Source organism: Actinoplanes sp. NPDC020271, from assembly GCF_044388125.1.
In the GTDB taxonomy this organism is placed as follows: domain Bacteria; phylum Actinomycetota; class Actinomycetes; order Mycobacteriales; family Micromonosporaceae; genus Actinoplanes.
The window spans coordinates 207,520-225,470 of record NZ_JBIRWQ010000015.1 but is presented as its reverse complement, the minus strand read 5'-3'; the positions used below and the strand labels follow the sequence as shown (position 1 = coordinate 225,470).

Annotated in this window: 13 protein-coding genes; 7 read left to right on the top strand and 6 right to left on the bottom strand. The window is 71.0% G+C overall.

Going from position 1 to position 17,951, the window contains the following annotated elements:
• Positions 1-103 precede the first annotated feature (103 nt).
• The 3 genes from ACH442_RS29805 to ACH442_RS29795 all read left to right on the top strand — a co-directional run bounded on the left by ACH442_RS29805 (position 104) and on the right by ACH442_RS29795 (position 4,581).
• Positions 104-1,231: a glutamate--cysteine ligase gene (locus ACH442_RS29805; RefSeq protein WP_396341424.1), complete on the top strand. Its 1,128-nt coding sequence runs from the start codon at positions 104-106 to the stop codon at positions 1,229-1,231.
• 73 nt (positions 1,232-1,304) lie between these two features.
• On the top strand, positions 1,305-2,600 hold the full coding sequence (locus ACH442_RS29800; protein ID WP_396341423.1) for a M20/M25/M40 family metallo-hydrolase: 1,296 nt from the start codon (positions 1,305-1,307) through the stop codon (positions 2,598-2,600).
• 391 nt (positions 2,601-2,991) lie between these two features.
• On the top strand, positions 2,992-4,581 hold the full coding sequence (locus ACH442_RS29795) for a xylulokinase (protein WP_396341422.1): 1,590 nt from the start codon (positions 2,992-2,994) through the stop codon (positions 4,579-4,581).
• A 233-nt stretch (positions 4,582-4,814) separates the two neighbouring features.
• On the opposite strand, the gene ACH442_RS29790 is transcribed toward ACH442_RS29795, so the two are convergent.
• On the bottom strand, positions 4,815-6,413 hold the full coding sequence (locus ACH442_RS29790) for a diguanylate cyclase (RefSeq protein ID WP_396341421.1): 1,599 nt from the start codon (positions 6,411-6,413) through the stop codon (positions 4,815-4,817).
• 92 nt (positions 6,414-6,505) lie between these two features.
• Here ACH442_RS29790 and ACH442_RS29785 point away from each other — a divergent pair, with 92 nt between their 5' ends.
• Positions 6,506-8,020 carry a serine/threonine-protein kinase gene (locus tag ACH442_RS29785; protein ID WP_396341420.1) on the top strand — a complete coding sequence of 505 codons (1,515 nt, stop codon included), beginning with the start codon at positions 6,506-6,508 and terminating at the stop codon, positions 8,018-8,020.
• Here the strand turns inward: ACH442_RS29785 and ACH442_RS29780 are convergent.
• From ACH442_RS29780 to ACH442_RS29770, 3 genes are all read right to left on the bottom strand, one after another.
• On the bottom strand, positions 7,992-9,128 hold the full coding sequence (locus ACH442_RS29780) for an FAD-dependent oxidoreductase (RefSeq protein WP_396341419.1): 1,137 nt from the start codon (positions 9,126-9,128) through the stop codon (positions 7,992-7,994). The two genes, ACH442_RS29785 and ACH442_RS29780, sit on opposite strands and share 29 nt — an antisense overlap.
• Before the next feature lie 410 nt (positions 9,129-9,538).
• Positions 9,539-10,318 (bottom strand): hypothetical protein, encoded by a 780-nt coding sequence (locus ACH442_RS29775; RefSeq protein ID WP_396341418.1) that lies wholly within the window; start codon positions 10,316-10,318, stop codon positions 9,539-9,541.
• 79 nt (positions 10,319-10,397) lie between these two features.
• Positions 10,398-10,925, bottom strand: a complete 528-nt coding sequence (locus ACH442_RS29770) for an LURP-one-related/scramblase family protein (protein WP_396341417.1) — start codon at positions 10,923-10,925, stop codon at positions 10,398-10,400.
• 295 nt (positions 10,926-11,220) lie between these two features.
• Between ACH442_RS29770 and ACH442_RS29765 the strand changes: the two genes are divergently transcribed.
• Entirely contained in the window at positions 11,221-13,299 is a 2,079-nt protein-coding gene (locus ACH442_RS29765; protein WP_396341416.1) for a M14 family zinc carboxypeptidase, read from the top strand.
• A 69-nt stretch (positions 13,300-13,368) separates the two neighbouring features.
• Here the strand turns inward: ACH442_RS29765 and ACH442_RS29760 are convergent, their stop codons facing one another.
• Complete coding sequence (locus tag ACH442_RS29760; RefSeq protein WP_396341415.1) at positions 13,369-14,076, bottom strand: FKBP-type peptidyl-prolyl cis-trans isomerase; 708 nt, start codon at positions 14,074-14,076, stop codon at positions 13,369-13,371.
• A gap of 196 nt (positions 14,077-14,272) precedes the next feature.
• On the opposite strand from ACH442_RS29760, the gene ACH442_RS29755 reads away from it, so the two are divergent.
• Positions 14,273-14,968: a hypothetical protein gene (locus ACH442_RS29755; protein WP_396341414.1), complete on the top strand. Its 696-nt coding sequence runs from the start codon at positions 14,273-14,275 to the stop codon at positions 14,966-14,968.
• Here the strand turns inward: ACH442_RS29755 and ACH442_RS29750 are convergent.
• Complete coding sequence (locus tag ACH442_RS29750) at positions 14,929-15,570, bottom strand: YdeI family protein (protein WP_396341413.1); 642 nt, start codon at positions 15,568-15,570, stop codon at positions 14,929-14,931. The two genes, ACH442_RS29755 and ACH442_RS29750, sit on opposite strands and share 40 nt — an antisense overlap.
• 249 nt (positions 15,571-15,819) lie before the next feature.
• Here ACH442_RS29750 and ACH442_RS29745 point away from each other — a divergent pair, with 249 nt between their 5' ends.
• A complete protein-coding gene (locus ACH442_RS29745) occupies positions 15,820-17,910 on the top strand; it encodes an ATP-binding protein (RefSeq protein ID WP_396341412.1) in 2,091 nt (696 codons plus the stop codon).
• Positions 17,911-17,951: the final 41 nt, after the last annotated feature.

The following is a 17,951-nucleotide window of genomic DNA, read 5'->3' as shown; positions in this document are numbered from 1 at the left end:
TCGCCCGCCGGCTGACGGACGAAAACACCCCAACCTGGCGAGACCCTCAAATCGCATAACACCACAAAATACGTTAATCAGACGTCCTCTTAGGGTTGGGCGCATGGGTATCGATTTCGCCCCATCGGTCAGATCGCGTCTAGGGATCGAATGGGAAATCGCCTGTGTCGATCGGCGCAGCGGAGAACTGGCCGCGGCGGCCCCGGAACTGCTCGCCAAGCTCGGCGTCGCGGACGGGTTTCCGCACGTCACGAACGAGCTGCTGACCAACACCGTGGAACTCGTCAGTGCGCCACATCACCGGGCGCGCGACGCCGTGGCCGACCTCACCCACCTCGTCGAACGGGTCGCGGCCGTCGCCGAGCCGATGGGGGTGGACCTGATCTCGTCCGGCACGCACCCGTTCAGCCAGTGGTTCCGGCAGCAGGTGACGCCGGGCAAGCCGCGCTACGACACGCTGATCGACCGGACCCAGTGGTGGGGCCGGCAGATGATGATCTGGGGCGTCCACGTGCACGTCGCGGTCGACGATCGGCGCAAGGTGCTGCCGATCATCGACGGGCTGCTCACGTACCTGCCGCACTTCCAGGCACTCAGCGCGTCCAGCCCGTTCTGGGCGGGGGAGCGGACCGGGTACGCCTCCAACCGCGCGCTGATGTTCCAGCAGCTCCCGACCGCCGGGCTGCCCCCGCAGCTCGACTCCTGGGCGGAGTACGAGTCGCTGGTCGCCGACCTCAAGCACACCGGCGTCATCGAGGAACTCAACGAGCTGCGCTGGGACATCCGGCCGTCGCCGACATGGGGGACGATCGAGATCCGCACGTTCGACGGCGTCTCCTCCGCGTGGGAGATCGGCGCCGTCGCGGCCCTCGCCCAATGCCTGGTCGAACACTTCTCCCGGGAACTCGACGCGGGCCGGGACGTGCCCCGCATGCAGCCGTGGTTCGTCCGGGAGAACAAGTGGCGGGCCGCGCGCTACGGCCTCGAGGCGATCATCATCAAGAATGCGGCCGGCGACGAACGCCTGGTCACCGAAGATCTCGCCGAGCTGGTGCCGCGGCTGGCACCGGTCGCGGACGCGCTCGCCTGCCGGCCGGAACTGGAACGGCTGCGCGACATCGTCGACGGCGGAGCGAGTTACCAGCGCCAGCTCCAGGTCGCCGCGGCCCACCACGGCAGTCTCAAAGCAGTCGTCTCGTCCCTGGTCCGCGAACTCCGCGACAACTGCTGACCATCGGCGCCCGCCCGCCGACAGTTCGCGAGCCGGGGCGTACGGGAAACTGGGGTTGATCTTGGGGGTGGGGATGAGCGACGAGGTGGTTCGGTTCGCGAGCGAGCTGATCGCGATCGACACGACGAACGCGAGTGACAGCGGCGGACCCGGAACTGAGCGGCCGGCCGCCGAGTACGTCGCGGAGAAGCTCACCGAGGTCGGCTACGACGTGACCTACGTGGAGTCGGGAGCGCCCGGCCGTGGCAACGTCATCGCCCGCCTGACCGGAAGCGACCAGTCGCGCGGGGCGCTGCTCGTGCATGGTCACCTCGACGTCGTGCCGGCCGACGCCACGGAATGGTCGGTGCACCCGTTCTCCGGCGAGGTGCGTGACGGCTTCGTGTGGGGGCGCGGCGCGGTCGACATGAAGGGCACGCTCGCGATGAGCCTCGCCGTGGCGCGGCAGCTCAAACGGGAGAACGTCGTCCCGCCGCGGGACCTGATCTTCGCGTATGTCGCCGACGAGGAAGCCGGTGGTCTCAACGGCGCTCGATGGCTGGTCGACAACCGTCCCGAGCTGTTCGAGGGCGCGACCGAGGCGATCAGCGAGGTCGGCGGCTTCTCGGTGACCACCGGCGACGGCGCTCGGGCCTACCTGGTGGAGACCGCCGAGAAGGGCGTCGCGTGGCTGCGGCTGACCGCGCGCGGGACCGCCGGGCACGCCTCCCTGCTGCACGACGACAACGCGGTGGCGAAACTCGCCGCCGCGATCACCCGGCTCGACCGGCACCGGTTTCCGCTGGTGCTGACCGGTCCCGTGCGCGAGCTGCTGGAGGGGCTGGCCGAGATGACCGGGATCCCGTTCGACCCGGACGACCCGGAGGCGGCCGTGGCCCGGCTCGGTCACCTGTCCCGGCTGGTCGGGGCCACGCTGCGGGACACCGCGACGGTCACCATGGTCGAGGCCGGCTACAAGGCGAACGTGGTGCCGTCGACCGCCCGCGCCACCGTCGACGGGCGGATGCTGCCGGGCCGGGAGGCGACGTTCGAGGCGGAACTGGCGACGGTGCTCGGGCCCGGCATCGAACGGGAGTACCTGTTCATGCCCGGGGTGGAAACGTCCTTCACCGGGTCGCTGGTCGACGCCATGGCGGCGGCGGTCGGTGCGGAGGATCCGGGGGCTCGGTTGTTGCCGTACATGCTGTCGGCCAGCACCGACGCGAAGGCATTCCAGCGGCTGGGGATCCGGCATCTCGGGTTCTCGCCGTTGAGGTTGCCGCCGGAGCTGGACTTCACGTCACTGTTCCACGGGGTGGACGAACGTGTTCCGGTGGACGGGCTGCGCTTCGGTGTCCGTGTCCTTGACCGGCTGCTCAGGAACTGCTGATCCAGCCCGGTACCGCCCGGGCCCGGCTCGTAGGCCCACACCACCAGCTGCGCCCGATCCCGCAGACGGAGTTTGATCAGCACCAGGCAGCACCGCCGCACCGGCCTCGCAGACGAGGAGCCCGCGCCGGCGAGCCGCGGTGGAGAGCGACGAGCGGCACGGTCATGACGTCGAGGGTGAGGATCAGCGCCGGCACGAGGGCGTCGCGCATCGATGCGGGCCGCCACCTGGCCCCACTCTACGGCGGCGTTGCCGCTACCCGGGGGATCGCCGGGGCCCTATCCTGTGAGCGTCCTGGCGTCTCAGCCGTCGTCAGACGCTGAGCTGCACCACAGCTAATGTTAGCGTTCACACTCCCATGTCCCAGGCCCGCTTGAGGTAGAACATGACCATGACGGAAACGCGTGCAGCGATCGAGCAGGGGCGCACCGCGCTCGGCATCGAATTCGGATCGACCCGGATCAAGGCGGTGCTGATCGGGCCGGACAACGCGGCCATCGCGACCGGCGCCCACGACTGGGAGAACCAGTTCGTCGACCGCGTCTGGACCTACTCCCTCGACGCGGTCTGGGCCGGCGTGCAGGACTGCTTCGCCGCCCTCGCCAAGGACGTGCGGGAGCGGCACGGCGTCGAGCTGACCAGCACCGGCGCGCTCGGCGTCTCCGCCATGATGCACGGCTACCTCGCGTTCGACGCCGACGGTGAACTGCTCACCCCGTTCCGCACCTGGCGCAACACCAACACCGGTGACGCGTCCGAGCAGCTCAGCGAGCTGTTCGACTACAACATCCCGCACCGCTGGAGCATCGCCCACCTCTACCAGGCCGTGCTCAACGGCGAGGAGCACCTGCCGCGTCTCGCCCACTTGACCACGCTCGCCGGTTACGTGCACTGGAAGCTCACCGGCCGGCAGGTCCTCGGCGTCGGCGACGCCAGCGGCATGTTCCCGATCGACGTCACCACCGGTGGCTACGACGCCGGCAAGCTCGCCCAGTTCGACGAGCTCGTCGACGGCCGGCTCCCGGTCAAGCTGGAGCAGTTGCTCCCGGCCGTGCTCCCGGCCGGCGAGTCCGGCGGCACGCTGACCGAGGCCGGGGCGAAACTGCTCGACCCGACCGGCACGCTGCAGCCCGGCGCGGTCGTCTGCCCGCCCGAGGGTGATGCCGGCACCGGCATGGTCGCCACCAACTCCGTCGCCCGCCGCACCGGTAACGTCAGCGCCGGCACCAGCATCTTCGCCATGATCGTGCTGGACGGCCCGCTGAGCCGCCGGCACTCCGAGGTCGACCTGGTGACGACCCCGGCCGGCGATCTGGTCGCGATGGTCCACTGCAACAACGGCGCCAGCGAGCTGAACTCGTGGGCCGGCCTGTTCACCCAGTTCGCCACCGCCCTGGGCGTTTCCGCGGACGCCAACACGATCTTCGAGACGCTCTTCCGCTCGGCGCTCGACGGCGCGCCCGACGGCGGCGGCCTGATGGCGTTCAACTACCTCTCCGGCGAGCCGATCACCAAGCTGCACGAGGGTCGCCCGCTGTTCCTGCGCGAGCCGGGCAGCACGCTCGACCTGTCCACGTTCATGCGCGTCCAGCTCTACTCCGCGCTTGCCACCCTGCGCCTCGGCATGGACGTGCTCCAGAAGTCCGAGAACGTTCAGCTCGACCGGATGTTCGCCCACGGCGGCCTGTTCAAGACCAAGGGCGTGGCCCAGAACCTGCTCGCCGCCGCGATCAACACCCCGGTCTCCGTCGGCGACCTCGCCTCCGAGGGCGGCGCCTGGGGCATCGCGATCCTCGCCGCGTTCGTCGCCGCCAAGCAGCCCGGCCAGACCCTGGACGACTTCCTGACCGGCACGGTCTTCGCCGGCGCGGAGCTGGAGACCGCCGCTCCCGCCCCCGCCGACGTGGCCGGCTTCGACGCCTTCATCCAGCGCTACGCAGCCGCCCTCCCGGTCGAGCAGGCCGCGGTCGCCAACACCTGAAATTCACATTCATCATTGCCCATCTCCGCTGGGGTACAGACCGTCGCTCCCGCGGGGACCCTTCCGGGCTGAGCAGGGCGCAGGGCGCCCAGAACGCTCAGCCCGGAAGGGCGGCCTCCGTGGGTGGGCGCGGTCAGGGCAGCAGGCGGTCGGGGCCGGGCCGGGCCGGGGCGGGCGCTTCGTGACGGACTCGGCCGGCGTTGTCACGGCGTACCGGCACGGGGCTTCGGGGGTTAAGAGGCCTGTTTCAACAGGTGGTAGGGGCCGTCGCAGGTGCGGTCGCGGCCGGCCTCCTTGGCGGCGTAGAGGTGCGTGTCGGCGAGCCGCAGCAGCGCCTCCTGCGTCCGGCAGCTCTCCGCCGACGTGGCGACGCCGATGCTCGCGGTCACCGGCACGTTCCCGGTGACCGGCCGCCAGTCGTGGGCGCGGATCGCGAGCCGGAGCCGTTCCGCCCATGTGTAGGCCGTCGCCGGGTCGGCGCCCGGCTGCACCAGCAGGAACTCCTCGCCGCCGAGCCGGGCCGCGAACGCGTCACGCCCGGTCGCCGCCGAGTCGGTCAGCAGCTGTGCGATCCGTCGCAGCACCTCGTCGCCGACCTCGTGCGAGCACGTGTCGTTGATGCGTTTGAAGTGGTCGAGGTCGACGACCGCGATGGACAGCGGCGTGTGCGCCTCGAGGGCCTGACCGATGAGGACGGGCAGTTCGACGTCGACGAAACGGCGGTTGAACAGGCCGGTCAACGGGTCCCGCAGGGACAGCTCCTGGGCGCGGGCCCCGGCTCGGCGGGCCTCGTCCGCCTCGTACATCGCATGAAGGGTTTTTGCTCTGGCGTCGCGCTCGCTGGAGGTCAGCGCCATCGCGGCGGCGTGGAACGCCTTGTACTCGTCGAGCGCCTCGGCGAACCGGCCGGCCGCGGCCCAGATCTCGGCCTGCTCGCGGCGGACACCGACGGCGACCCCGGACAGCCGTCGGTCCTCGCAGAGCAGGCGGCACCGGTCGACGGCGTCCTGCGCGGCGTCGAGGTTCCCGGCGCGGCGGTGCACCTCGGAGAGCGTGACCAAGCATTGCGCGCGGGAGCCGACCTCCTCGTAGGCGATCGCGTACTCGTCGTCGAGCGCCGGCAGCAGCGTGGTGATCGCGTCCGGGTACCGCCCGGCGCCGAGCTGCACGTGCGCGACCGTGTCGAGGGTGTTGTAGTCCAGGGTCAGCCCGTGCTCGGCGGCGAGCTGCAGGATTCGCTCGACGGCGTGCTCGGCTTCCGCGCTGTCGCCGAGGTCGTGCTCGGTGAAGGCCAGGTTGTTGAAGACCCGGATCCGCGCCCGGACGTCACCGAGCGTCACCGACAGTCGCCCGGCTTCCGCGTAGCGCTGCCGGGCGCCCTGGATGTCCTCGACGTCGGCGAGCGCGTCGGCGAGCGCCATCACACACCGCCATCGCAGGTACGACGAAGCCGCGTCCCCCATCCGCGACAGCGCGTCGAGCGCCCCGAGGGCGTGCTCCAGGGCGGTCGGATAGTCCCCGAGCTGCCCGAAGTACGGCGACAACCGCAGATGACTCAACGCCAGCAGCAGATGATGCTCGTGATCGGCGGCCCACGCGTTCACCCGGCGGCAGATCTGCCCGCTGGTGATCACGTCACCGCGGCGCCCGACGATGTCGGCGCGCAGCAGTTGCGCCCGCAGTTCCAGGTCGGTGGCTCCGAGCTCGGCCGCGGCTGCCTCGATGCCGGCGGCACGGGTGAACCACTCGTCCAGGTCCATGCCGTACCGCGGCTGTTCCTCGAGCGCGGTCAGTTCCGCGTCCAGGGTGCTCAGGTCCACATCTGCGCTCATCGTCCGACTGATCGTAGTCCTGAGAGCTCCGGTAGATCAGCATGGGTAAACTCCCGCCCGAAGCCGACAGAGGGGCAAAAGTCGACGTGAACATGCCGTTACGTCCGGGGGACGAGACCCGGCTCGGCCAATACGAGTTGATCGGCCGACTCGGCGAGGGCGGCATGGGCACCGTGTTCCAGGGCCGTGACCCGGCCGGACGGCTCGTGGCGATCAAGATGGTCCGGCCCGAGTTCGTGCACGAGTCCGAGTTCCGCGCCCGTTTCCGCAGCGAGGTGAACCGGGCGAAGCAGGTGCCGCCGTTCTCCACCGCCGAGGTGCTCGACGCCGACCCGGATCACGAGCCGCCGTACCTGGTGGTGGAGTTCGTCGACGGCCCGAGCCTGGCCGCCGAGGTGCGCGACAACGGGCCGCTGTCCGGGGCGGCCCTGCACAGTGTCGCTGTCGGCATTGCGACAGCGCTGACCGCGATCCACGGCGCCGGCGTGATCCACCGCGATCTCAAGCCGGGGAACGTGCTGTTCGCGCGCGGCGGGATCAAGGTGATCGACTTCGGGATCGCGCGGGCGTTCGAGGCGACGAGCCAGCACACGCGCACCGATCAGATGGTCGGGACCGTGGCGTACATGGCGCCGGAACGGTTCGACCCGGCCGGCGGCCGACCGGTGACCCCGGCGGCGGACATCTTCGCGTGGGCCGCGGTGGTCGCGTTCGCGGCGACCGGGCGGACGCCGTTCGCGGCGGATTCGGCGGCCGCGACCGCGATGCGGATCCTGACCCAGCCGCCGGACCTGTCCGGCGTTCCGGTGCCGCTGCGTCCGGTAGTGGAGCGCGCGCTGGACAAGGACCCGGAGGCGCGGCCGACCGCGCGGGAGTTGCTGGACGTGCTGCTGGCGGGGACGGCGCCGCTGTCGCCGGCTGCCCCGGCCCCGGTCGAGGCGGATACCGTGCTGGTTCCGGTTGTCGCGCCGCGCCGCCGCTCGCGACTGCTTCCGATCACTGCCGTCGTCGTCGTGCTCCTGGCCGCGGCCGGCGTCGCCCTGGCCAGATATCTTCCTGTAGACGACCGATCAAGCGCAGCTCCCACGGTCGAGACCAGCGTGAGCCTTGTCCCGAGCCCCTCGGCGACCCCCTCGCTGACCGCGGCCGACAAGCTGTCGTCGATCAAGCTGGGCAAGCGCCGCACCCTGATCCACATCGCCGAGGCCGACCGTGACCTGGCTCTGGACGTCACCGACGAGGAGGTCCAGGGTGGCGACGGCACCGGCCCCAAGTCCGAGTTCGCCCTCGTCCCGGTCGGCGTCCAGTACATGATCCGCACCCTGCGCGAACCTGATGCCAAACGTCAGACCTGCCTCGGCGTGGAGATCGTCCTGGACGAGTCGGCGCGACTGGTGCCGACGACGTGCGAGCCGACCGAGGCGACGCTCTTCAATCTGGATCCGGCTGACGGCACCGATGACAAGAAGCGCCCCACCTACTACCTCTCCAACAAGAAATACGGCGCCGTGCAGTGGAGCGAGGGCGACCGGGTCCTGTTCGTCGAGGTGCTCGGCGACGCCCCGCCCCTGTCCTCGTTCAGCTTCGTGGATCGAGGGCCCCTGTGAGCAGCGCGACCAGGCTGTCCGGCACCTTCTCGCCGAGGCAGAGCTCGAAGTCCCGCCACGCTTCGGCCGCTTCTTCCGCGCTGCGGACAAAAAGCCTTTGCTCGTACGCCGTGAGCGCGCCTTCGACGTCCCCGGCGTGATCGGCGAGCGCCCGGCCGAGTTCCGCCCCGTCGAGCATGGCCAGGTTCGCGCCCTCCCCGTTCGGCGGTGACAGGTGCGCCGCGTCGCCGAGCAGGGTCACGCCCGGGACGCGGTCCCACCGGTGCCCGACCGGCAGGGCGTGCAGGCTGCGCAGCACCGGCGCCGTCTCCCCGTCGGTGATCAGCGCGGTCAGCTCCGGCGCCCACCCGGTGAACTCGGCCGCGACCGCCGCGGTGGCCGCCGCCGCGTTCCCGAAGTCGATCGCGGCGAACCAGTCCAGCGGCCGGGTCAGCGACACGTACGCGTGCAGCACGCCGTTCGCCTCCCGGTGCGCCTGGATGCCCTGGCCGGGCACGGGCGCCATCAGCGCCCCGGCGCCGACCGCCCGGGCCGCCGCGGGGTGGCGCTCGTCCGCCTCGAACAAGTAGGTCTCGACGAACGACGTACCCACATAGCCGGGTTCTGCCGTGGAGAGCAACGGACGGACGCGTGACCACGCGCCGTCGGCCCCGACCAGCACGTCGGTCGTCACCGTCGCCTCGCCGGCGAACGTGACCTCGTGCCGCCCCGCGCCGAGCGGGCGGACCGCGGTGACCTTGTGCCCCCACCGGACCGCGCCGGCGGGCAGCGCGTCGAGCAGCATCCGCCGCAGGTCGCCGCGGAGCACCTCGGGCCGGTGGCCGGTGCCGTCGTCGGGTTCGTCGAGCAGGACCGTCCCGTCATACCCGAGAACCCGGGTCGCCTCGGCGCCCGGCCGGATCAGCGCGCGGAACTCGGCGGACAGCCCGGCCGCCTCGATTGCGACCTGCCCGTTGTGCTCGTGGATGTCGAGCTGCCCGCCCTGCGTGCGCGCGTCGGGGGAGGCGTCGGCCTCGTAGACGGTGGCGGTGATGCCGTGGACGTGCAGGACGCGCGCGAGCATGAGCCCGCCCAGCCCTGCCCCGATGATCGTCACATGTGCGCTCATGATCGTTCCCTTCACTTCTGGAATGCCGTTCCAGTGCAAGAATGGAACGGCATTCCAGAACTGTCAAGGGCGAGGGACGCCTGCAGTCGCACATGGCGGAACCGGTAGCCGGCTCCGGCCCGGCGGCGAACCCCACGCTGCTGGGCGTCCTCGAGGAAAGCGGCGACGTCCCGGGGGATCAGCCCGCGCGGCCAGAGCCGCAGCCGCGCCTGCCGAAACCGGAGCCACGCCGTCCCGGCGCCACCGCCCGGCCCCCGGGCCGGGCCGAGCACCACGGCGAACCCGCCGCTGACCGCGGGGAGGGCGGGGGGGCGGTTCGTGAACCGTCCCGGCAGGTTGACAATCCAGCAGCCGGCGCCGGTGACCAGTCGCTGTCGTCGGCCGATCGGGCGAACCCGGCGGTGCGACGGTCAGACCGAGGCGAAACGGGCGGCGAACGCGACCGCCCCGACATCTCCCTGGCGCAGCCGCGCGGCGATCTCCGACTCGCCGATCGTCTCCAGGGTGCGTGCCGCGGTGTTGATCGCGGCCGCCTCGCCGCGCAGCAGCTGCCGGGCCAGCCGCGACTGCGTCGAGCGCAACGTCGCGAACGCGCACAGGTCCAGCGCCGCGACGAACTCGTCGGTCAGTGTGCCGGCCACGGCGTGCTCGACGACCAGGTCACGCAGCCAGTCCGGCCAATAGCCGTACTTCCCGACGATCTTGCCGGCGTAGATGGCCTCGGCCGGGGTGCGCCCGGCGTTCAGCAGGTGCGCGGTCACGTTCACGTCCAGCGCGGAGACGCGCAGCGCCGACACGAAGATGCGCAGCAGCACCACCGCACCGAACCGGGGCTCCATCTCCGCGGCGGCCTGCGCGTACTCGCCGTCGAGAACCCAGGACACCACCTCGGCCTCGGCCAGCGCGGCCGGGTCCACGTCGCGGTCGGCGAGACGGGCGATCGTCTCCCGCAGCCGGTGTCGCGCGCCGTTGTACCGATCGAGCAGACCCTCGCTGCCCGGTTTGTTCCGGTACAGGATCGCGATGTCGGCGGCGATGTCCGCCTCCCGCTGCAGCAGCTGCGAGGTGATCTTCGGCAGCAACAGTTCGGTCAGACCGGTGGTGAGGATCGCCTCGTCGAACCGCTCGGTCGCGGTCTGGAACTGCCGCCACCAGTCGACGGGGTGAGCAACGCTGTGCTCGGCCAGCATGAGGACCTCCCGGGAACTCGATGCCACCCCATCGACCGGCGGACGGCGATGTTGCCGATTCTGCGCGGTCGGATTCCGCTCAGTTCGTGTCGTCGCCCTGCTTCTCCCGCTGCTTCTCGTCGTGCTTCTCGGCCTCCCGCTCCATCGCCAGGTCCAGCGCGAGGACACTGCAGATGATCAGAAGCGGATCAACCCCCGAGGTGATCTGTACGGCGTAGGTGTCCCGCACCGTCAGCCAGCGCTTGGAGACGGCCGCCACCTCGTCGCCGTCCAGCTCGATCACGTACTCGTGATCCAGCAGGTCGCCCTTCATCGTCAGGTCGTCGTGACCCGGCACGTCGATGGTGAACTTGTCCCGGAACGGGGTGAACAGGTTCTTGCGGACCTCGGCGGCCTCCTCGCCACCGATCCGGACCTCGTACGTCGGCCGGAGCGCGACCAGGTGGCGGTGCACGGTCGCCACCTCGTCCCCGTCCGGGTTCTCGATGACGAGCTTGTCGCGGAGGCTGAACGCCTTGCCGTCGACGCGGTAGACCTTGTTGCCGTTCTCGTCGAGCACGTCGAAGTCATCGCCGATGGCGAAGAACCGTTCCCTGATCAAATACATGATCCGGATTCTCCGCCATCACGCCACGTACCCCCTCGCCGCACTCCGGGACAGAGCCGGCGCGGCCGGGAAGCGTGGCGCGGGGCCCGCGGTGGGTCCGGGCCGGGGCGCGGGAGGCGCGCTGCGGGATCGACCCGGGACCGGCTTGCGGCAGCGGGCGGCGGGCGTGGGCTCACCGCGTACCGGAAATCGGGTGAAGGGTGACCGAAGCGGACCCGGCGCATCGACGCATGTTGACATCGATCGATCGCCACGATGGGGTGACAGTCATGACCTTCTATGCTCAGGAGGCTTGATGTCGCTCCGAGTCCGTTGGGCGGCCACCGCCGCCCTGCTCATCCTGGGTTCCTCGCTCGCCGCGACCCCGGCCGGCGCCGAACCCACCGAGGCAGCAGCCCCGGCCATCTCGCTCAGCAGTGGCGAGCATGCGCTGATCCGTTTCCGACTGGCCGATCAGGCCGCGCTGGACCGTCTCGTCGTGCAGGGCGCCGATCTGGCGGCCCGGCCGAAGACCGACGCCGGCGCGATTCTCGCCGATGTCGTCGTCGACGACGTCCAACTCGCCGAACTCGTGAGAACCGGCGCCGTGCCGGTCCAGCTGATCGGCACCGAGTCGAACGCGCCCGCGCGCCGGTCGAAGCTCTCCGCCACCGCGGACACTCTGCAGTTCCTGCAGGCCTACTGGTGGACGACCGGTGGGCGCACGTTCCTGCAGACGCAGGTGGCGACGACCGCGACCGACGACCCGGATGTCGAGATCACCGTCACATGGACCACCGCCGACGGCGCCACCGGCACGTATCCGCTCGTCCGGTTCGAGGACTCGGGTGAATATCAGTACCACTACGCGTTGCCGCAGCCGCTGCCCGGAAAGCCGGTGAAGGTTTCCGCCACGTCCAGCCTCGGTGGGAAGTCCCGTGCGGTGACGCCGTCCACGTGGCCGGCCGCGACGCCGCCGCCGGCACCGGCCGGGTACCAGAAGGACTTCATCGCCGCCTACATGACCCCGACCGACATCGCCGCCCGGATCAAGCGGCTGGCCCGGCAGTACCCGAAGCTCGTCGACGTCATCAATCTGCCCGACAAGACCCAGGGCTATCGGCGTACGGCCGTCGCCTACCTCGGTGACCCGAATGCCGCCGCCGTCGTGGTGGAGTCGGTGAAGTTCGGTGACCAGGGCATGAACGGGGTGCAGGTGCGCACCGTCGACCCGGGTGCCAGGAACCGCCCGCTCGCCGCGTCGTACGTCGACCGGGTCCTGACCGTCCGGCTGGCCACCGACGACGCCGGCAAGACGACAAGCACCACCGACGACGTGGCCGCGTTCATCACCGCGAAGTACCCGCAGCGGTTCCGCGCGGTGGTCGAGACCGGATCCGCCGGGCTGCCGATGCCGGTGGTCGCGCCGGTCCGGCTCGACGACGGGCTGGCCGGCACCGAGGTGTCGAAGAAACCGTGGACCGTGCAGGCACTGCGGATCGGCAAGGCGCGGGACGGGTCCAAGATCGGCGTGCTCGCCTACTCCCAGGAGCACGCCCGGGAATGGGCGACGCCACTGGTCACACTGGAGTTCGCCGAGCGGCTGCTGGCGAATTACTCCACCGACCCGGCGACGAAGGAACTTGTCGACAACGTCGACGTGTTCGTCATCCCCACCGTCAACCCGGACGGGGCGAACTACTCCTTCAACGACTTCAACTTCCAGCGGAAGAATCTCGTCAACCACTGCACCGGCGCCGACCGGGACCCGCGGTACCGCAACTCGTGGGGTGTCGACGTGAACCGCAACTACACGGTCGGCTCGTACTTCGACGGGTACGTGGGCGGCAGCCCGAACTGCCTCTCCGGGACCTACGCCGGCACCGCGGAACTGTCCGAGGCGGAGAGCAGCAACGTCATCGCGCTCGCCTCCGCGCACCCGAACATCCGGTTCGCGCTGAACGTGCACTCCTACGGGGGCTACTTCATGTGGCCGCCCGGCTCCTACAAGGCCGACGGCCGGGTCACGCTGCCCCGCCCGTCGATCGACGAGTCGAAGTTCTACCTCGACAGCGCCCGGCGCATCGTCGGGGCCATCGCCGCCTCCCGCGGCACCGTGACGTGGCCGGCCTACACCGGACCGGTCGCGGACGTGCTCTACTCGGCCGCCGGGAACTCGGCCGACCAGCTCTACTACGAGCTGGGCATCGACGCCTGGGACTTCGAGGTCGGCAACGACATCTGGAACGAGGCGACCCAGGAATGGGAGGGGGTCGGGTTCCAGCCGCCGTACGACGAGGCGCACGCCGAGTCCCAGGAGTACGCCGGAGGTCTGGTGGAACTGGTCCGCATCGCCAAGGACGCCCAGGACCGGGAGAGCCGGACCGCGCGCTGAACCCGAGCCGCTGAGCAGTGACGGGAGGGTGCCGGTGACGCGCACCCTCCCGTCACTGCTTGCGAGAGGTCAGGACGCGCCCAGCACGTCGACGATGAACCGCAGGGCACCGGCCGGCTGACCGCCGGTCGGGTTCTCGCCGTAGGCCAGGGCGGCCGGGATGTCGAGCTGCACCCGGCTGCCGACCTTCACGCCGATCAGCCCCTGGTCCCAGCCCTTGATGACACCGCCGGTCCCGATCTGGAAGGGGAACGCCTCCGACCGGCTCCAGGACGAGTCGAACTCCTTGCCGTCGGCATAGGTGACCCCGACGTAGTTGACGGTGATCGTCTGACCCGACTGCACGGCCGGCCCCGTGCCCTCGATGACGGTCGTCGTCGTGAGCTGGGTGAGCTTCCCCTTGCCCGCGGTGGCCTTGGGCTTCGTGCTCAACGCCGGATCGGCGCCCGGCGGCACCGGCGGGAACGCCGCACTCGACGCGGCGGCGGCGGGAGTGGCGGTGGCGGTGGTCGCCGTCGACGGCGTCGAGTCGGACGCGCCGGCGATCCACGTGATCAGCCCGACGACGAGCGCCAGCACCACGATCGCCGCACCGGCCACGGTCAGCGTCTGGCGACGTTTCTGCATCGCCCGGGCGCGTGCCTTGGCCGCCTTGGCCTCGGCCCGCTTCTCGGCTTTCGTCTTCAGGGGAGGGCCACCGGCACTCCGGCGCGGCGGACCACCGGCAGTGGCACGTTGGACAGCCGCGCCGTCGCGGCGCGCTACAGAATCGGGCACCGTCAGACGATACGACACGGACCTCGGAGCAGCCGACCCCCGACGTCGACGCGTTTGCGGGCGGTGGATCCGTTCGTACCCGGGAAAGATCTGAATCTTGTGGGTCTGCGGGGAACCGATGGGGGGTGAGGCGCGTCCACACGGAGACGAATGCCGCGGATGGCGCGGCGCGGCGCTGACGAACGGGGCACCGGGAATGAGCAGACCTGTCACGACGGCCGTGATCGCGGCGACGCTGGGAGTCGCCGCAGGATGCGGTACATCGGTCGCGGCGACCAGCCCCGCGCCGGAACTGCCCGGGGTGGTGGACGTCGTCTGCTCCCCGGGTGGCACCACGATCTCGGGCACCCGGTTCGCGGCCCGGAACGACGGCGTGCACCTTCACGTCGAGGACACGTCCGGCGGGTCCGGCACCTACCTCAACTTCGTCCACGACCAGGGGATCGGGGCGAACGGCGGCCGGCCGGTCGCGTCGGGGACCGACCTGGTGCTCGACCTCGCCCCGGGCCGGGTCTCGCTGAACTGCGCCCACGACACCGGGAGCAGGCAGGACCCGCCGGTGACGATCGAGGTGCTGGACCCGGCCGGTGCCTGGCGCACCGGGGACCTCGCGGCGCTCGGCTGCCGGCCGCCGGAGAAATCGACCGTCGACTGGGTCTACCGGCCCGGGACCGGGCCGACGGCCGAGGCCGCGCTGGCCGCGACGGCCGCCCAACTGCCGAAGCCGGTCACCTGGCGTCACGCGCAGGAGGGTTACGCCGGCTCGGCGCACCAGGTCTATGTGGCGATGCGCGACGACAAACCGTGGGCGTCGACGGCGGCTGACCGTTCCGCGGACGGCACGGTCAGCGTCTACCTCGGGGGGCTCTGCGCGGGCGCGAGCCCGTCCTGATCCGGCCGGCCGGCGGGGCGGGCCTTCTGCGGGTGAAACGTCTCCTGGCGGGCCAGCATCGCGACGAACTCGCCGATCTTGCGCTCCCGGGTCTCGGCCCGTTTCACCGCGTTGAGGCGGTAGACCATCGCGAAACGGTTCGTCTTCGTCAGCACCTCGAACATGGCCTGAGCAGCGGGTTCGGCGGCGATCGCGGCCAGCAGATCATCGGGCACCTCGGCCTGCGACGTCGGCGCGTAGGCGGCCGCCCAGCGGCCGTCCGCCTTCGCCGCCTCCACCGCGGCCCGGCCCGCCGGCTGCATCCGCCCCTCGGACTCCAGCCGGGCGACGTGCTCGACGTTGCGCTGCGACCAGGCGCTGCGCGACCGGCGTGGCGTGTAGCGGATCCACGACGAGGCCTTGTCCCGCTTGCGCGCCTGCCCGTCGATCCAGCCGAAGCACAAGCCCTCGTCCACCGCCTGCTGCCAGGTCAGGGTGGTGACGGTGCCGCCCTTCTTGGTCAGCGCCAGCCAGACCCCCGGGGAGGTGGTGTGCTGCTCCAGCAGCCACGCGCGCAGTGATTCAGCGTCGGGGACGATCAGTTCGTCGAGTTCGCTTGCCATGGGGCGCAGGCTAACCCGCATTCCGGTCACCACGGTGACCGCAGGCCCGTCGGGCACTGGGGCATGGCGTCGCCGGGCGCGGGGCCGCGACGCCGGCTGGGCACCGGGTCGCGGCCTGCCCGGGGGTGCGGGACGGCGACGTGCGCCGGACGCTCAGCCGCCGGCCGGTCCTGCGCCCGACCGCGCCGCCCCCGGCATGATTGTCGGAATGACCTGCGGCCCCGCCGCCCGGCGGACAAAAGTGGGGGAGTGCGGGCCGGCTGGTCACCACGGACGTGGTGGCAATTCATAGCCGTTCCCCTGGCGATCTGGCTGGTTCTGACCGCGAGCGGGACGGCGGCCCTGCTGTGGGCCCAGTCGCAGAGCCGGACCGGCCTGGTCCAACGGTTCGAGACGCGTCTGGATCTGATCCGCGACTTCGTCGGCAGTTATGTCACCGACCTGCTGGACCGCGAGCGGATTCAGGCCGAGGCGCTGCTGGCGGATCCCGCCGTGACGCAGCGGGAATTCGCGCGTTCGGTCGGCGGTTTCGGCTATCCGGCGGCGGTGCTGCTGGACGCGCGGGGCCGGTTGCTGCACGCGGTGCCCGACGAGCCGGCGATGACGGGGAAGGATCTCACCGGGACGTACGCCCACCTGCGCATCGCGGTCCGGGACGGCCGCCCGGCGGTGTCGCCGGTGGTGGAATCCGTCGTCCGCCGCGAGCCGGTGGTGGCTTTCGCCGTGCCGTTCGCCACGGGTTCCGGCCGGCGGGTGTTCTCCGGCGCGGTGGCGATTTCCGACAGTCCGCTGTCGTCGTATCTCTCCACCGCCTGGACGTTCGACGACATCCGCGTGCAGCTGACCGACGATGCCGGCATGATCGCCGCCAGTAACCGGAAGTTGAACGCCGCCAGCCCGTCGCTGAGCGGGAACGACCCCGACCTGGCCCGCGCGCTGACCGCGAGTGATCAGGGGCGCTACCGGGCCGGCGGGCGCTGGTGGCGTTATGCGGCGATGCCGGTCCCCGGCGCACCGTGGCGGCTGTCGGCGACCGTGCCCGAGGAGGTGCTCTTCGGCTCGGTGCACGGCAACGAGACGGCGGGCCGGGTCGCCGTGGTCACCGCGGCCGGCGTCGGCCTGCTGGTCGTCGTGGCGGCCGCCCGCGCCCGCCGCAATCGTCGTGAGCTGCAGGCCAGCGAGCAGCGTTTCCGCAAGGTGTTCGACAGTTCCCGGATCGGGATGCTGATCGCCGACCCGCGCGGCCGTTTCCTGCGGGTCAACCCGGAGCTGGCCCGGATGCTCGGCCACCCGCCCGAGGACCTGGTCGGGCGCGATTTCACCGAGTTCACCCACCCCGACGACACCGCCCCCTGCGTCCAGGCGGTCGACGACTGCCGCGCCGGCCGGCTCGACGGCTTCGAGCTGGAGAAACGATACCGCCACGCGGACGGCCACTACCTGGAGGTGATCGTCACCAGCATCCTGCTGCGCGATCCGGGCGGCCAGCCGCAGTTCTTCGCCGCGCAGATCATCGACATGACCGAGCGGAACACCCTGAAACGCACCCGCGACCGTCAGCAGGCTGAGCTGGCCGAGCGCGCGGAGGAGTTGCAGCTGGCCAACGCGCAGATGGCGGACTTCATCACGATGCTCACCCACGACGTCCGGCAGCCGCTGACCGGGATCGTGGCCGGTGGCGAGCTGCTGATCGAGGAGTGGCCCGAGCTGACCGATGAGGATCGCATTCATCGCGTACGGCAGATGACCGCCGGCGGGCATCGCGCCGACCAACTGGTCGCGGAGATCCTCACCCTGGCCCAGCTCGACGCCGGCGCGATCGTCGCGCGCCCGGTCGTGCTCGACCTGTCGCAGCTGGTCCCGGAGGCGATCACCGCGCAGGGCCTGCCGCCGGGCAAGCCGATCACGGTGCTGGCGCCGGACCGGTCGATCGCCGTGGCCGACCCGACGCACCTGCAGCTGATCCTGGGGAACCTGCTCGGCAACGCGGTGAAGTACGGCGCCCCGCCGGTCACCGTCCACGTCATCGGCCGCCCGCACCACGTCGAGATCCAGGTGACCGACAACGGCGAGGGTGTGCCGGAGGCGTTCGTCCCGCACCTGTTCGACCGCTTCGCCCGCGCGGAGACCGGGGTGGCGATCACCAAGCCGGGCACCGGGCTCGGCCTCTATCTGGTCCGGCAGCTGGCCTCGGCGGGTGGGATCACCGTCGCCTACCGCCCGCACTCGCCGCACGGGTCGACGTTCGTGCTGACCGTGCCGCGCCCGCCGCTGCCCCCGGCCGACGTGTCCGCGACGGCCGTCCCGCTGCGGCGCGACGCCGCTGTCAGCAGCGGTTAGCCCTGGGTGGTACTGCTGGTACACCCCTCAGCGAGGACTTG

What these genes read in the sequence shown, in the direction of transcription:
- ACH442_RS29805 (WP_396341424.1), top strand. Translation starts at nt 104, where the DNA reads ATGGGTATCGATTTCGCCCCATCGGTCAGATCGCGTCTAGGGATCGAA.
- ACH442_RS29800 (WP_396341423.1), top strand. Translation starts at nt 1,305, where the DNA reads ATGAGCGACGAGGTGGTTCGGTTCGCGAGCGAGCTGATCGCGATCGAC.
- ACH442_RS29795 (WP_396341422.1), top strand. Translation starts at nt 2,992, where the DNA reads ATGACGGAAACGCGTGCAGCGATCGAGCAGGGGCGCACCGCGCTCGGC.
- ACH442_RS29790 (WP_396341421.1), bottom strand. Translation starts at nt 6,413, where the DNA reads ATGAGCGCAGATGTGGACCTGAGCACCCTGGACGCGGAACTGACCGCG.
- ACH442_RS29785 (WP_396341420.1), top strand. Translation starts at nt 6,506, where the DNA reads ATGCCGTTACGTCCGGGGGACGAGACCCGGCTCGGCCAATACGAGTTG.
- ACH442_RS29780 (WP_396341419.1), bottom strand. Translation starts at nt 9,128, where the DNA reads ATGAGCGCACATGTGACGATCATCGGGGCAGGGCTGGGCGGGCTCATG.
- ACH442_RS29775 (WP_396341418.1), bottom strand. Translation starts at nt 10,318, where the DNA reads ATGCTGGCCGAGCACAGCGTTGCTCACCCCGTCGACTGGTGGCGGCAG.
- ACH442_RS29770 (WP_396341417.1), bottom strand. Translation starts at nt 10,925, where the DNA reads ATGTATTTGATCAGGGAACGGTTCTTCGCCATCGGCGATGACTTCGAC.
- ACH442_RS29765 (WP_396341416.1), top strand. Translation starts at nt 11,221, where the DNA reads ATGTCGCTCCGAGTCCGTTGGGCGGCCACCGCCGCCCTGCTCATCCTG.
- ACH442_RS29755 (WP_396341414.1), top strand. Translation starts at nt 14,273, where the DNA reads ATGAGCAGACCTGTCACGACGGCCGTGATCGCGGCGACGCTGGGAGTC.
- ACH442_RS29750 (WP_396341413.1), bottom strand. Translation starts at nt 15,570, where the DNA reads ATGGCAAGCGAACTCGACGAACTGATCGTCCCCGACGCTGAATCACTG.